General features: G+C 50.2%; 17 protein-coding genes. 11 read left to right on the forward strand and 6 right to left on the reverse strand.

Annotation, left to right across the window (positions count from 1 at the left end):
- From T500_RS17350 to T500_RS17045, 3 genes are all read left to right on the forward strand, one after another.
- Positions 1 to 269 (forward strand): hypothetical protein (locus T500_RS17350; protein ID WP_230580915.1); only part of this gene is annotated, 269 nt, incomplete at its 5' end.
- Between the two features lie 547 nt (positions 270 to 816).
- The gene (locus T500_RS16030) at positions 817 to 1,413 is read left to right on the forward strand and encodes a DNA-binding protein (protein WP_051612073.1); all 597 of its coding nucleotides are present in this window, start codon (positions 817 to 819) and stop codon (positions 1,411 to 1,413) included.
- 16 nt (positions 1,414 to 1,429) lie between these two features.
- Positions 1,430 to 1,531, forward strand: a complete 102-nt coding sequence (locus T500_RS17045) for a smalltalk protein (RefSeq protein WP_155267560.1) — start codon at positions 1,430 to 1,432, stop codon at positions 1,529 to 1,531.
- Positions 1,532 to 1,670: 139 nt separating this feature from the next.
- Here the strand turns inward: T500_RS17045 and T500_RS16545 are convergent, their stop codons facing one another.
- From T500_RS16545 to T500_RS0113250, 3 genes are read right to left on the reverse strand one after another with little or no spacing between them, the layout of a single operon-like run.
- The gene (locus T500_RS16545) at positions 1,671 to 2,942 is read right to left on the reverse strand and encodes a polysaccharide lyase family 1 protein (protein WP_080694901.1); all 1,272 of its coding nucleotides are present in this window, start codon (positions 2,940 to 2,942) and stop codon (positions 1,671 to 1,673) included.
- A 13-nt stretch (positions 2,943 to 2,955) separates the two neighbouring features.
- Positions 2,956 to 3,264 (reverse strand): AzlD domain-containing protein, encoded by a 309-nt coding sequence (locus T500_RS0113245; protein ID WP_028908511.1) that lies wholly within the window; start codon positions 3,262 to 3,264, stop codon positions 2,956 to 2,958.
- The gene (locus T500_RS0113250; protein WP_036909156.1) at positions 3,257 to 3,970 is read right to left on the reverse strand and encodes an AzlC family ABC transporter permease; all 714 of its coding nucleotides are present in this window, start codon (positions 3,968 to 3,970) and stop codon (positions 3,257 to 3,259) included. The genes T500_RS0113245 and T500_RS0113250 overlap by 8 nt, the downstream gene beginning before the upstream one ends.
- 113 nt (positions 3,971 to 4,083) lie before the next feature.
- On the opposite strand from T500_RS0113250, the gene T500_RS0113255 reads away from it, so the two are divergent.
- A complete protein-coding gene (locus T500_RS0113255; protein ID WP_028908513.1) occupies positions 4,084 to 4,812 on the forward strand; it encodes a peptidylprolyl isomerase in 729 nt (242 codons plus the stop codon).
- A 23-nt stretch (positions 4,813 to 4,835) separates the two neighbouring features.
- On the opposite strand, the gene T500_RS0113260 is transcribed toward T500_RS0113255, so the two are convergent.
- Positions 4,836 to 5,528, reverse strand: a complete 693-nt coding sequence (locus T500_RS0113260; protein ID WP_028908514.1) for an SIMPL domain-containing protein — start codon at positions 5,526 to 5,528, stop codon at positions 4,836 to 4,838.
- Between the two features lie 143 nt (positions 5,529 to 5,671).
- Here T500_RS0113260 and T500_RS0113265 point away from each other — a divergent pair, with 143 nt between their 5' ends.
- The 3 genes from T500_RS0113265 (at position 5,672) to T500_RS0113275 (ending at position 9,135) form a co-directional block, all read left to right on the forward strand.
- On the forward strand, positions 5,672 to 6,499 hold the full coding sequence (locus T500_RS0113265; protein ID WP_051612075.1) for a LytTR family DNA-binding domain-containing protein: 828 nt from the start codon (positions 5,672 to 5,674) through the stop codon (positions 6,497 to 6,499).
- A 112-nt stretch (positions 6,500 to 6,611) separates the two neighbouring features.
- Positions 6,612 to 8,663, forward strand: a complete 2,052-nt coding sequence (locus T500_RS0113270) for a TonB-dependent receptor (RefSeq protein ID WP_028908516.1) — start codon at positions 6,612 to 6,614, stop codon at positions 8,661 to 8,663.
- Positions 8,644 to 9,135: a hypothetical protein gene (locus tag T500_RS0113275; protein ID WP_155267561.1), complete on the forward strand. Its 492-nt coding sequence runs from the start codon at positions 8,644 to 8,646 to the stop codon at positions 9,133 to 9,135. The genes T500_RS0113270 and T500_RS0113275 overlap by 20 nt, the downstream gene beginning before the upstream one ends.
- Positions 9,136 to 9,154: 19 nt before the next feature.
- Here the strand turns inward: T500_RS0113275 and T500_RS0113280 are convergent, their stop codons facing one another.
- Together T500_RS0113280 and greA are read right to left on the reverse strand one after the other, a co-directional pair.
- Positions 9,155 to 9,910, reverse strand: a complete 756-nt coding sequence (locus T500_RS0113280) for an SDR family oxidoreductase (protein ID WP_196243523.1) — start codon at positions 9,908 to 9,910, stop codon at positions 9,155 to 9,157.
- A 14-nt stretch (positions 9,911 to 9,924) separates the two neighbouring features.
- Positions 9,925 to 10,392, reverse strand: coding sequence for a transcription elongation factor GreA (gene greA / locus T500_RS0113285; RefSeq protein ID WP_013063638.1), 468 nt, complete (start codon positions 10,390 to 10,392; stop codon positions 9,925 to 9,927).
- 188 nt (positions 10,393 to 10,580) lie between these two features.
- Here greA and purU point away from each other — a divergent pair, with 188 nt between their 5' ends.
- The 4 genes from purU to hisF are packed head-to-tail and all read left to right on the forward strand — an operon-like array spanning position 10,581 to position 13,518.
- Positions 10,581 to 11,444 carry a formyltetrahydrofolate deformylase gene (gene purU / locus T500_RS0113290; RefSeq protein WP_013063047.1) on the forward strand — a complete coding sequence of 288 codons (864 nt, stop codon included), beginning with the start codon at positions 10,581 to 10,583 and terminating at the stop codon, positions 11,442 to 11,444.
- Positions 11,445 to 12,035 (forward strand): imidazole glycerol phosphate synthase subunit HisH, encoded by a 591-nt coding sequence (hisH, locus tag T500_RS0113295; RefSeq protein WP_028908519.1) that lies wholly within the window; start codon positions 11,445 to 11,447, stop codon positions 12,033 to 12,035. It begins immediately after the preceding gene.
- A complete protein-coding gene (gene hisA / locus T500_RS0113300) occupies positions 12,032 to 12,757 on the forward strand; it encodes a 1-(5-phosphoribosyl)-5-[(5-phosphoribosylamino)methylideneamino]imidazole-4-carboxamide isomerase (protein WP_028908520.1) in 726 nt (241 codons plus the stop codon). The genes hisH and hisA overlap by 4 nt, the downstream gene beginning before the upstream one ends.
- A 2-nt stretch (positions 12,758 to 12,759) precedes the next feature.
- Positions 12,760 to 13,518 (forward strand): imidazole glycerol phosphate synthase subunit HisF, encoded by a 759-nt coding sequence (gene hisF / locus T500_RS0113305; RefSeq protein ID WP_028908521.1) that lies wholly within the window; start codon positions 12,760 to 12,762, stop codon positions 13,516 to 13,518.
- Positions 13,519 to 13,524: the final 6 nt, after the last annotated feature.

Below are 13,524 nucleotides of genomic sequence, written 5' to 3' on the forward strand. Positions count from 1 at the left end.
TGAACAAAAAAAGATGTGGAAGAATAAAATTTATCGCAAGAATGAACAGAGTTTGCAGAATAATCCCTAACTTTGCAAGCGGAATGTCGAAGGACACTCTTTGGAGGCTTTGCGCCTCCAGCCGCATGGCAAACCACCGCAGTGTTTTTCATAGTTGTCAACTCTTTCAGGAAAAAGACAACCTTTTCAGTAAAGGTGTCAACGATTCCAGTAAAGAGTCAACTTATTCAGTAAAGCGACTGTCAACTATATCAGGAAAAAAGCAATAAACTGTCAACCAAAATCAGGAAAAGACAACACGCTGTGACACTGTGACGCAGTGACACAGTTGCATAAGGTATTGTCGGACTGTGGCTTTTGAAGGGAGGAAAAGTTTTATATTATTATATATATTATAATATATATAATAATATATTATAATATCCATTAGAAAACGAAGCTTCGCAGACGGTAAATGCAACTGCGTCACACCGTCACTGCGTCACACCGTGGAGGGACGTAAACTCCTAAATATTTACATTTTAACATTTAAAACTTTTCTAAAACAAACTTCGTAAATGTTTGGCAGATACCTAAAAATTTCGTATCTTTGCAACGTCAATGAGGATGAAAACTTGCGGCCCCACGGGAGAAAATTTTCTCGCCCACGGGAGAGATAATAAAAGTCCTAGAAGGGGTGCTCGTAGTAGTCGGATATTGATAAGGAAGAAGGAGGATGGACGAGGCGGATGAGAGCTGAAAGACGTCGCAGCAACCATAGAAAACCTTTTACATTAGACCCGAACCTTTAGTTAACAACTAAAAACACACAAGATTATGGCACTGAAAGTAAAAGCAAAGGAACAGTATCAGAACATCGGCAAGTATGCTGGTAAGTATCGTTACGTGATGATGCCAGAGCTGTATACCGCTCTGACTCAGGACAAGGTGATTAAGGAAGCAGCTCTGCGCAGCGGCGTGAGCAAGGGAGTGATGCAGGCATGCTGGGATGCAGCTGGCGAGGTGATTAAGGCGTGGGCCACTGAGGGACACTCTGTTGCACTGCCTGGACTGGGAACCATGCGATTTGGACTGCGCGCTAAGAGCGTTGAGAAGGTAGACGAGGTTAAGGCTGGTCTGATTTCGAGTCGCCGCATTATCTTTACACCCGACACCGACCTGAAGGAGGAGCTGTCGAAGACTGCCGTGCAGATTACCTGCTACGACCGCGATGGTAAGGAGGTGAAGCGCGTAACCAGTAGCGACAGCGGCGATGTGGAGGAAGACGATGGTGAGCACCAGTCGTCTGAGAACACCCAGCCATCAACAGGTGGTAACACCAGCGGCAGCAATACCGGTGGTAACACAGGTGGTAATACCGGAGGCGGTAATCAGCCCAGCAACCCAGGTAGTGGCGGCTCAGACATGAACTAGCGAAAGGAGGTAAGTTATGAGTAAGAAAGAAACGGTTAAGTTCATCATCCAGATGATTGCGAGCATCGCCACAGCGATTGTAACGGCACTGGGCACGACATCGTGCATCGGGGCTTAGCCCCGAAGCGCCACAAGTTCTTGGACAAGCCAAGCGGCATAGCCGAGCGGCATGGGCGTTTGAACGAACGAACAACGTAATGAACGAAGGGACTGACAGCAATGTCGGTCCCTTTTATCGTAGCGTTCCGATAGGGCCGCTATCGGAACAGGGTGGCGCCGGCACCTTGCTTTACCACCGTGGGGACTTGGCTGGCGGGGACAACCGTATAATCGTAGGGTACCGAAACGGTAGTTCCAAAAGATGATGGTAGTTGGCTTGCTGCAGCAATGTAGTTATCAGCGGCCCAAGTTACAGCAACAGCATCAGTCTGACTGTAATACTTGGCAACACCATGGTCGAAATAGTTACCCTCGATCAGGAATTCTGAGTTCTTACGCGGATTGATGCAATTGTAGGCCGTGGTGCTGCTAAAATAGTTGTTCAGCATATGAATCTTGCCTACACGAGCCATTGGCATGCGCCCCTGGCAACCAGCACCCCACCAGTTAAAGGCAAATGTGGTGTTTAAAAAGCCTGTTGCCTCGCTGTCGCTACTACCAACGAGATTGGAGTTCTGGTGCATATACGAACGATTGGTATAACTGAAGGTACACCAGCTAACGGTGTGGAAGTCGGACGACTTCGTAATGTCGAAGTTATCGTCCAAACCATCGGTAAACTCACAATGATCTACCCAACAATTCTTGGTGCCTGTGCATGAAAGAAGGTCGGTGCCACCAACATCAACAGCTCCAGGACCAACCAATTTCAGGTTACGGATAATGATGTTCTGGCAGTTATTAAGGGTGAAAATGCCAGCCTGACGATAGTTTTCGCTTTTATCGCCTGTCATCTCAATCAGTATCTTACGTGTGTTGTATTCAGCCTGCTCTTTTACCTCAGTGCCGTTTACTAACACTCCTCCCCCATCGCTGGTACTCATGCTGGGCACACCAGCATCGTTCAGGGCTTTTTTCATTTCATCGGTCAAAGCCCACTGGGTGCAGAGACGGGCATTGTTGATGCCAAGCAGTGTTTTGCCCGAAACGGTTACTTTGATAGTAGATGACACGATAAAGTCGCCATTCGAGCCATCGAAGATAATTATTTTGTTCTTACTGTTCTTGATGGCGCTCTCGATAGCAGCCTTCATGTCCCGACCATCAGATGTCAATACTACCACACCTGTAGCACTTTCTGGTACAGGGTAGGAATAATAGCCGCCGCCCGTGATTTGATAGGTTTGGGTAGCGTCGGTACGTGAAGACAGGGCGCAAAAGCCAAAAGGCAGGTCCTGTTGGTTCTGTTCTTCATTCTCAGTAGGTTCATCGATGGTGCTGTCGGAAACGTTACCAGAAGCCGACGAACAGGCAATCAATACATTTGCTGCCATGCAGCAGATTAGCATCATTAATAGTTTATTTCTCATTTTTTTAATATTATTACATCACGCTATCCATCAGGTAAACGATGGCACAACAAATGGCAGCCACGGGAAAGAGTCCCAAACGGCGCCATGCTGCGATAACGCCTACAAGGAGGGCCACAATACCTGAGAGAGGCGAGATGGTGGTTTGTATCATACTGGGGAAGGTCATGACGGCCAGCGTGACATAAGGTACATAATACAGAAAACTGCGCACAAAGCGGTTGTTTATTTCGCCTTTGATGAGCAACATGGGCACCACACGGATCAGGTTGGTGGTGATGATGGCCAGCAGGATACAGATGATGATACTACGATTATCCATAAGCCTCCTCCTTGACATCAACAGGTTTCAACCAGGCTGCAACAGCCGAAATAACAATGGTGAGCACGATGGTGCGCGTACCGCTGCTCCAGCCACTCACTACAGGCGCCACAGCGCAGAGACCACTGAGCACAAAACTGGCCACCACTGCATACAGCACATTACGATCGGAGCGCGCAGGGGGCATGATAATGGCCAGGAACATGCCGTAGAGAGCCACACTCAAGGCGGCTACGATGTTAGCAGGCAGCATGCCGCCAGCCACAATGCCAGCCGCACAGCCCGACGCCCAGAACAGCGTAGAGATAAGGGCAGCGGAATAGGTGTAAGCGGGCGGGCAGTAAGGCTGGCGGGCGATGGAGATGCCGAAAATCTCGTCGGTTACGCAGCTGGCCATCAGCACACGATGCAGCCACGAGGTGCCAGGGGCGATTTTCTGTGAGAGTGCGGCACTCATCAACATATATCGCAGATTAACCACCAAGCACATAGCTACTATCTCAGCATAGGCGGCCTGGGCAGCCACCAACGTATAAACACCATATTCGCCTGCCGAAGCACGGGTAAAGAAACTGCTGACGAAACCCATTACAGCCGACAAGCCTGCCTGCTTGGCAATGATGCCCAGCGAGAAAGCAACGGCAAAATAGCCCAAGGCTATGGGGATGCCGTCGCGAAAGCCTTGCATGATTTCTTTACGACGCATAACAGTTTCGGGGTGCAAAAATACGCTTTTAGATTTAAACCACCAAACAAAATGATGATAATAGTGCGCCAAAAGCCAAATTTTTAGTAACTTTGCACCCAAAATTTGAGCATATGAAAGTTAAGATTGAAACTACATTGGGCGACATCACCGTTCGCCTGTACGACGAGACTCCTATCCACCGCGACAACTTTGTAAAGCTGGTAAAGGAGGGGTATTATGATGGCACCTTGTTCCATCGTGTGATTAAGGACTTTATGATTCAGGGCGGCGATCCCGACTCGAAGGGTGCGCCTGCCGGCAAGATGCTGGGCGTGGGCGGTCCTGACTACACACTGGAGGCAGAGATTAAGGACAACCTGTACCACAAGCGTGGCGCGCTGGCTGCAGCACGACAGGGCGACGAGGTTAACCCCGAGCGCCGTAGCAGCGGCTCGCAGTTCTACATTGTTTGGGGACAGGTGTATAAGGAGAATCAGCTGAACCAGCTGGGCAAGCAGATACGTATGCAGAAGGTGCAGGATGCGTTTAACGCCCTGGCCAAAGCCCGTCGCGAAGAAATTATGCAGATGCGCCGCGAGCGCAACCGTGCAGGATTGCAGGAGCTGCAGGACCAGCTGATAGCCGAAGCTGAGAACAAGGTTGGCAAGCAGGGACTGACCGACGAGCAGATGCAGCTGTACTCTACCGTAGGCGGCACACCCCATCTTGACGGACAGTACACCGTGTTTGGCGAGGTTGAGGAAGGACTTGACGTGGTAGAACAGATTCAGAACACTGCTACAGGCCGTGCCGATCGCCCTACCAACGATATTGATATGCGTATGGCCATCATCGATTGATGATGGCCGTACGCCTTAAAGAACTAATCTTTCAGTGAATAAGTAATCGTGGTTACCACGCGCAGTTTCTTGATGTAAGGCGTGTTCTGATCGCGATCCTCGATCTCGAACTGCCCCTGACCGGCTGTCTGAATCTGGCCCAGCTCACTATTGCTGGCCTCGGCAAACTGTACGGCAGTTTTCTGCGCATTCTTAATGGCTTCGGCCATCATCTCAGGCTTCATCTGCTGGAACGAGGCGTACTCGTACTGCGGATTGCTGTTCTCGATAGCCACACCCTGCTTCAGTAGTTCGGCCTGCTTAAAGATGGCCTTATTAACCTCGGTTACCTTGTTGGTGGCCACCGTAATGGTGGTGTTAACAATGTAGCGGAAGTTCTTCTGGTTGTCGCCCCACTCGCGTGCCTCCAGGTCGCTGATGGTAGGCGGATTAACGGTTATCTCCTTCTCTTCGAGTCCGTTCTGGGTCAGGAACTTCTTAATCTTGTTGGTTTGCTGGTTAATGTTCTCGTACAGCAGGGGCAGGTCGTTGCCTGTAACCTTGGTGCCAATGCTCCATGTAACCTTATCGGCAGGCACCTCACGCTCGGCCAGACCCTTAACCGTTACCTTACGATCCTTGTTGGCAAAGTTATCAATACCAGCCTTGATAAACACACCCAAAAGCACGATGCCTATAGCTATCAGTGCCGATGCAATCAGTCGATTCTCTTTCATACGCTTTCATGTTTTGATTGATTCAACGGTGCAAAGATGCGAAATTTTTCGATACGACGGATAGGAAAATCCCTATTTCTTTGAGGGAATTGCGATTTTTTGCTTACCTTTGCAGGCGATAATAGCTTAAACTTTAACGCAGGATGAAGAATCTGTTGACACGAAAATACCCCTTTGGGCAAAGCAAACACTGGTTGAGAGACAGTGTGATATATGGTGTGATTATCTGGGCCATACTCTACTTACTGCAGCCGTTCGGATTCAGTCAGTATCAAGGCAACAAATGCCTGGTGGCAGCCGCTTTCGGCTTAGTAACGATGGTGTGCTACATAGTGTACGGCTACACGGTGATGCAAAACTTACCCAAGCTGGTAAAAACCCTGCGCGTATGGCACGATGCTGCGGCGGTGTTAGGACTGATTCTGTTTATTGCTATCGGCAATTTCATGCTGTTGGTATTGTTGTTCAGCGTGCCCTTCAGTGCGGGTGTGTTCCTGCAGTTTCTGTGGTGGACGCTGATTATAGGTGCCGCCATCACAGCCATGTCGGTAGGCATCGAGTACAACCGCTACCTGAAACATCAGATGGAGGCGCTGCTGAACAACACCGCCGAGGAACAGCGCGACATCACCATCACGATACACGATCAGAACGTGCGTGGCAACGATCTGGAGTTGCCCATTAATAACCTATTATATATTGAGGCGCAGAAAAACAATATTTCGGTTTGTTACCTGCGCGACGACAAGCCCACCACCGTTGAGCTGCACACCACCCTATCGGCAGCCATCGACGAGTTGCGACAGTACGAGAACATCTTTCAGTGCCACCGATCGTTTGTGGTAAACGTGAATAATATCACCCAGGCCAAGGGCAACAGCAATGGTTACCAGTTGCGCCTTACAAACAGCTACACCACCATACCTGTATCGCGCCAATATGTGCCCCGATTAAAGGATTTTATTGCCTAGTCATTCGTCCTCGAAACGCGTCATTCGTCAGCGCAGCTAGCTTTCCGTCAGCAGTTTTAGCTGATGGTCAGCAAAATTTGGAACTATGAAAAACGTGCCGTACATTTGCGGCATGAAACAGAAGTTTGCACATATCATCATCGGTTTGCTCTGGGCCTGCAACCTGGCCGCACAAACCATCGTAACGGGAACAGTAACCGACGGCCGCACACCCCTGCCCGCCGCCAATGTATTTATTGTAGGTACGATAGACGGATGCCTGACCGATACCTTAGGTAGATTCAGCTTTAAGACCACCCAGACGGGCGAGGTGACGCTGAAGGTGACCTATATGGGTTACGACGACTACACCCGCACCGCCCCTGTAAGCACGCTGAAGGATATAGATGTACGCCTACAGGAACGCGCCACAGCCATCAGCGAGGTGGTGGTAACTGCCAGCACTTACAGCTTTGGAAAGAGCGACGGTTTTAAAACGATGGACGCGCTGGATGTAGTGATGAGCGGCAACTCGTGTGGCGACGTGGTAGCAGCTCTGCAGTCGCTACCTGGTACGCAGAAGGTGGGCGAAGACGGCAAGCTGTACGTACGAGGCGGTGAGAGCGACGAGTGCCAGACGTTTGTGAACGGCATGCACGTGCTGGTGCCCTACAGCACCAATACCGAGAATACCGCCGTGCGTGGCCGCTTTTCGCCATTCCTGTTTAAGGGCATCAATTTTACCTTAGGTGGCTACAACGGCGAATACGGACAGGCGCTGAGTGCCGTGCTGCCGATGGAGACTACCGATATGGCCACCAGCGATAAGTTGGGCGTAAGTGCCTCGCTGGTGGATTGGAACATAGGCGGTACCAAAGCGTTTACCAACAGCGCCCTGTCGTTTAACGCCACCTATACTAGCATGGCCCTTTACGACCGATTGTTTACCCAGCGCCAGGATTTTACCCGACCCTATCGCAAGCTTTCGGGCGAGGCGCAATATAAAAAAGAATATACCCGTGGCGGCGTGCTGAAATCGTACGTGGGTTACGACCTGACTTCGGTAGGCCTGCACGAGGACGATCGCCATCTGAGTCTGAAGGAGCACAACATCTATGCCAACCTGACTTACAAAGCGCCTATCGCTCGCGGCACCACGCTGTTTGCAGGCGTAGCCAACTCTACCGTTTGGAACCATATCGACGATGCTGTAAGCGCTGGCGACCACTACCGTAACCATCGCAACGAGATACACCTGAAGGCTGAACTACGCAAGGTGGTAAATGATCGTCTGAAGCTGTCTGCCGGCATCGAGGACTACCTGCGCCACAGCACGCTGGATTTCGCACCCTATCAGTACACGCTTGATTATAATATCTTTGGTACCCATGCCGATGCCCAGTTGCGCGTGATGCCTAAGGTATTTGTAAACCTCTCGGCCCGTGCCGAACTGATGCGCACCCGCTGGCAACTGATGCCACGCACCACCCTGAGCTATATACCCAACAAACAGTGGCAGGTATCGTTGGTGGCAGGCCGGTACAGTCAGATACCCAACGATGACCAGTTGGCCCAGAGCGATTATACCTTAGGTCAGAGCACAGCCGACCACCTGATACTGAGCATGCAGTACAAAGGCACATCAAGTCTGCTGCGTATCGAGCCTTATTACAAGCGCTATCGCCATCTGCCTTTATGGCTGCAGGGCCAGTGGCAAGCTGAGGGTTACGGCATCAGCAAGGGTGTGGACATCTATGTAGAAGACCATTCTATCTCGCCACGCCTGACTACTACCATCGCCTACTCGCTGAACGATTCAGAGCGCCTGTATCAGGATTATACCGAGCTCTGCACGCCCAGCTTTGCCTCGCGCCACAACCTGCGCCTTTCAGCCAAATACAGCATCGGCAAGTGCATCTTTGGTATCAGCGAGAGCTATGCCACAGGGCGACACTTTGCCCAGGGCACCACCCCGCATTACAACAGCGTAGATGTAAACCTGACGTATCTGCTCAGTCCCAAGGTGATTATCTACACCTCGCTCAATAACGTGTTGGGCCGCACCAACATCCATCGTTACGATGCCAACGGAAAGGGCATCACATCCAATCGCGACAGATTTTTCTATGTAACCATTTTAGTTTCACTTAAAAATAATAAAGCTTATGACATCAGTAATTTTTAAGCACGTAGTTGCTACAGTAGTGTTAGTTTTTGCAAGTGTGATTAACCTGTATGCCCAGCAGGCACAGCAGCCTTCGCCCGATGAGATGCTGAACCAGATTGGCATGCTGAAGCGCCTGGAAGCCATGCAGCCCGACAGCGTAGGACCTAAGTACAAGTTGGCTTTGGCCAGCCTGAATTTCGCCATTACCAATCCGCACGCAGCCCAGGCTGAACCCATGATGGCACAGGCCGAGCAGGCCATCGAACAGATGGCACAGATGAAGGCTGCCGACCAGTCGGATCTGTGCACCATGCGTGGCTTCCTGTACATGACCCGTATTGTGCAGAACCCAGCCCAGAACGGACAGAAGTACTATCTGGATGTGCTACAGAACTTCGAGAAAGCACTAAAATTAAATCCCCACAACCTACTGGCCAGACAGTTACAAGCCAAGTTTGTTGAGGGGATGAAACAAGCCACCGCGCAATAAGTAGCGCAGCAGTAGATTTTTATTTGCGAACAATCACGCTTCCGCTTGCCTGATGGGTAGCCAGAATCAGCACTTCGGCTATCTGCACGTGAGCGGGAGCGTTAGCAGCGTAAACAGCTACGTCGGCAATATCGTCGCCAGTAAGAGGTTTGATGCCTTTATACACATTGGCAGCACGCTCCTCATCGCCGTGGAATCGGATGTTGCTGAAGTTGGTCTCAACCAGTCCGGGCTTCAGGTTGGTTACACGTACAGCGGTGTTAGCCACATCAATACGCAAACCATCGCTCAGTGCCTTAACGGCAGCCTTGGTAGCGCAGTACACGTTACCGCCAGCGTAGGCAGCATCGCCAGCTACCGAACCCATATTAATCACATGACCACGATTGCGAGCCACCATTCCAGGCACAATCAGGCGAGTCATCGTAAGCAGACCCTTTACGTTGGTATCAATCATACCATCCCAATCATCCTGGTCGCCCTCGAATTCGGGCTCCAGACCTAAGGCCAGGCCGGCGTTGTTTACCAGCACATCGATCTCCTGCCACTCAGCAGGCAAGCTCTCGATAGCCTGACGGGCAGCCTCGCGGTCGCGCACGTCAAACATCAGGGTAAGCACCTCGGTGCCCTGGGCCTTCAACTCGTCGGCAATCGCTGTCATACGAGCCTGGTTACGTCCAGTCAGAATCACTTTGTCGCCATTTTGGGCAAACTTGCGGGCACAAGCCTCGCCAATGCCACTTGTAGCACCTGTAATCAATACAATCTTTTTCATAATTTTTGTGTTTTTTATTCCATTGTGATATTCTCAATCTTAAGCTTCACCATACCAGCGGGCACACGTACCTCTACCACATCGCCAACCTTCTTATTCAGCAGGGCCTGAGCGATAGGCGACTTGATACTGATCTTACCCTCTCGCAGGTTTGCCTCGTGGGGACTTGCGATGGTGTAAGTCATCTTAGCATTGTTATTTAAATTGGTCATCTCAACCTTGCTCAGCAGACCCACGCAATCCTTTCCCAACAGCGAGGTATCAATCACGCGTGCATTCTCGAGCACCTTCTGCAGAAAGCTGATGCGACCCAGCAGGCGGCCTTGCTCGCGCTTGGCTGCATGATACTCAAAGTTTTCGCTCAGGTCGCCCTTATCGCGCGCCTCGCTGATAGCATCCTTGCAGGCTGGCAAATCTACCGTTTCAAGTTGTTTCAATTCGGCTACGAGCTTGTCCCAGCCTTCTTGCGACATATATTCCATAATGATACAATTTCGAGTTATTTTCTTTCAATTCGGCTGCAAAATTAGCAAAAAAAACGCATAATAAACGATTTAAGGCACTATTTTTGGCAAAGTTTAGATATTTATCCGATTTTAGGCAGGTTTTACATTTTTTTTTTGTATTTTTGCGCCTTGAATTTTATAGGTAAAAAAATTAATATGTAGAGATGGAAACAACAGCAATTCTGCTACTCCACTGCCCCGATCAGCAGGGCATTATTTCGGAAGTAACAAAGTTTATCACCGATAATAAGGGAAATATCGTTTACCTGGATCAGTATGTTGACAAGGTCGACGGCATGTTTTTTATGCGTATTGAGTGGGAACTGGAAGGATTTATGATTCCTCGCGACAAAATTTACGAGTACATCACCACCCTCTATGCGCAGCGTTACCAAATGAAATTCAGCTTGTACTTCAGCGACAAGCGTCCACGTATGGCTATCTTTGTATCGAAGATGAGTCACTGTCTGTACGACTTGCTGGCACGATGGAAGGCTGGCGAGTTTAACTGCGACATTCCTTGTATTGTTTCGAACCACGAGGATTTGCGCTACGTGGCCGACCAGTTCGGCATACCTTACTACGTGTGGAGCATTAAGAAAGACCACAGCAACAAGGAGGAGGTAGAGAAGGCCGAGATGGAGCTGCTGAAGAAAGAGGATATATCATTTATCGTACTGGCACGTTACATGCAGATTATCAGCGACGAGATGATAGCCGAGTATCCGCACCACATCATTAACATCCACCACTCGTTCTTGCCCGCCTTTATCGGAGCCAAGCCCTATCATCAGGCTTACGAGCGCGGCGTGAAGATTATCGGTGCCACCAGTCACTATGTTACAGCCGAACTGGATGCTGGTCCAATCATCGAGCAGGATGTTACCCGCATCACCCACAAGGACACACCCGAAAGCTTAGTGCTTAAAGGTAAGGACTTGGAGAAAATCGTGCTCTCACACGCTGTGAGCAAGCACATCCAACGCAAGATTCTTACGTACAAGAACAAAACAATTATATTTAGCTAAATGAACGTAGCAATCGTAAAATACAACGCAGGAAATATCTATTCGGTGGTAAACGCACTGAAGCGCCTGGGCATAGACCCCATGCTGACTGACGATGCCGAACTGCTGATGAAAGCCGATAAGGTGCTGTTTCCTGGACAAGGGCATGCTGGCGAAGCGATGGACTATCTGCGTGCCCGCAAGCTCGACCTGCTGATACGCGACCTGAAGCAGCCCGTATTCGGCATCTGCGTAGGTCAGCAACTACTATGCCGCCACTCTGAGGAGGGCGATACCGAGTGTATAGGCATTTTTGATGCCGAAGTAAAACGTTTCCAGCCCCAGCGCCATGAGGATAAGGTACCTTGCATGGGATGGAACGAGTTACAAGTAACAGATAACCCCATTCTAAAGAATCTGGGCGAGCATCCTTACGTTTACTTTGTACACTCCTACTATGTGCCTGTGTGTAACGAGACCATCGCTACGGCAGACTACATTCTGCCCTACTCGGCCTCTATGCACAAGGATAATTTCTATACCTGCCAGTTCCACCCCGAAAAGAGTGGTAAGGTGGGTGAACAAATCATTAAAAACTTCATCGATTTATGATTGAACTGATTCCCGCTATCGACATTATTGCTGGTAAATGTGTACGACTGACCAAGGGCGACTACGACCAGAAAACCGAGTACGGCGAGCCTTTAGAGATGGCCCGCGAGTTTGAGAAAGCCGGCATCAAGCGTCTGCATATGGTTGATTTGGATGGCGCCAAGAGCAAGCATATCGTAAACAGCCACATACTGAAGCAGATTGCTGCCGAAACCAGTCTCGAAATCGACTTTGGCGGCGGCATCAAGTCGCACGAGGATATCGATATAGCCTTTGAAAGTGGCGCACAGATGGTTACCGTAGGATCGGTAGCCGTTACCAACCCCAAACTGTTTACATGGTGGCTGCAGAAATACGGTCCCGATCGCATGATTCTGGGTGCCGACGTGCGCAACGGCAAAATCAGCATCAACGGATGGAAAGAGGACTCTGATGAGGACCTGTTACCATTCCTGCAAAAATATATCGACGCTGGCGTAAGAATGGTGCTGTGCACTGAAATATCGAAGGACGGCACATTGGGTGGACCAGCCATCGACCTGTACAAACGCGTACTCGACAAGTATCCCGATCTGTACCTGATAGCCAGTGGCGGTGTTTCGTCAATCAAAGATATCAGGGCTCTGGAGAATGCGGGTGTACCTGCAGTGGTATTCGGCAAGGCCTTTTACGAGGGAAAGATTCCCCTGAAGGAATTAATGTATTTAAATCAGAGAGTATAAGCATGGGATTAGCAAAAAGAATAATACCCTGTTTGGATGTAAAGGACGGCGAGACCGTTAAAGGCACCAACTTTGTAAACTTGCGCTCGGCTGGCGACCCTGTTGAACTGGGCAAAGCCTACAGCGAGCAAGGTGCCGACGAGCTCTGCTTCTTAGATATTACCGCCAGCTTCGAGGGCCGCAAAACATTTACCGATATGGTAACACGTGTGGCCAAAGAGATAAACATCCCCTTTACCGTAGGTGGTGGCATTAACGAGTTGGCCGATGTTGAGCGCCTGCTGTATGCCGGAGCCGATAAGGTGAGCGTGAACAGCGCTGCTATCCGTCGCCCCGAACTGATAAGCGAGATTACCAACCGTTTTGGTTCGCAGGTATGCGTAGTGGCCATCGATGCTCGTTTTGATGCCGATGGCTGGCACTGTTACCTGAAAGGCGGACGTGAGCGTACTGAGCGCGGACTGTTTGAATGGGCACACGAGGCTCAGGAGCGTGGTGCAGGCGAGATACTGTTTACCTCGATGGATCACGATGGTGTGAAAGAAGGCTATGCCAACGAGGCTCTGCGCGAGTTGGCCGACAACCTCTCCATCCCCATCATCGCCAGCGGTGGTGCAGGCAAAAAAGAGCATTTCCGCGATACCTTTATCGATGGTCATGCCGATGCCGCTCTCGCCGCCAGTGTGTTCCACTTCGGCGAAATCCCCATCCCCGAGCTGAAAGCCTACCTGAAGGCCGAAGGCATCAACGTAAGAATGTAAAAATGC

Source organism: Xylanibacter ruminicola Ga6B6 (genome assembly GCF_000687715.1).
Classification (GTDB): domain Bacteria; phylum Bacteroidota; class Bacteroidia; order Bacteroidales; family Bacteroidaceae; genus Prevotella; species Prevotella ruminicola_B.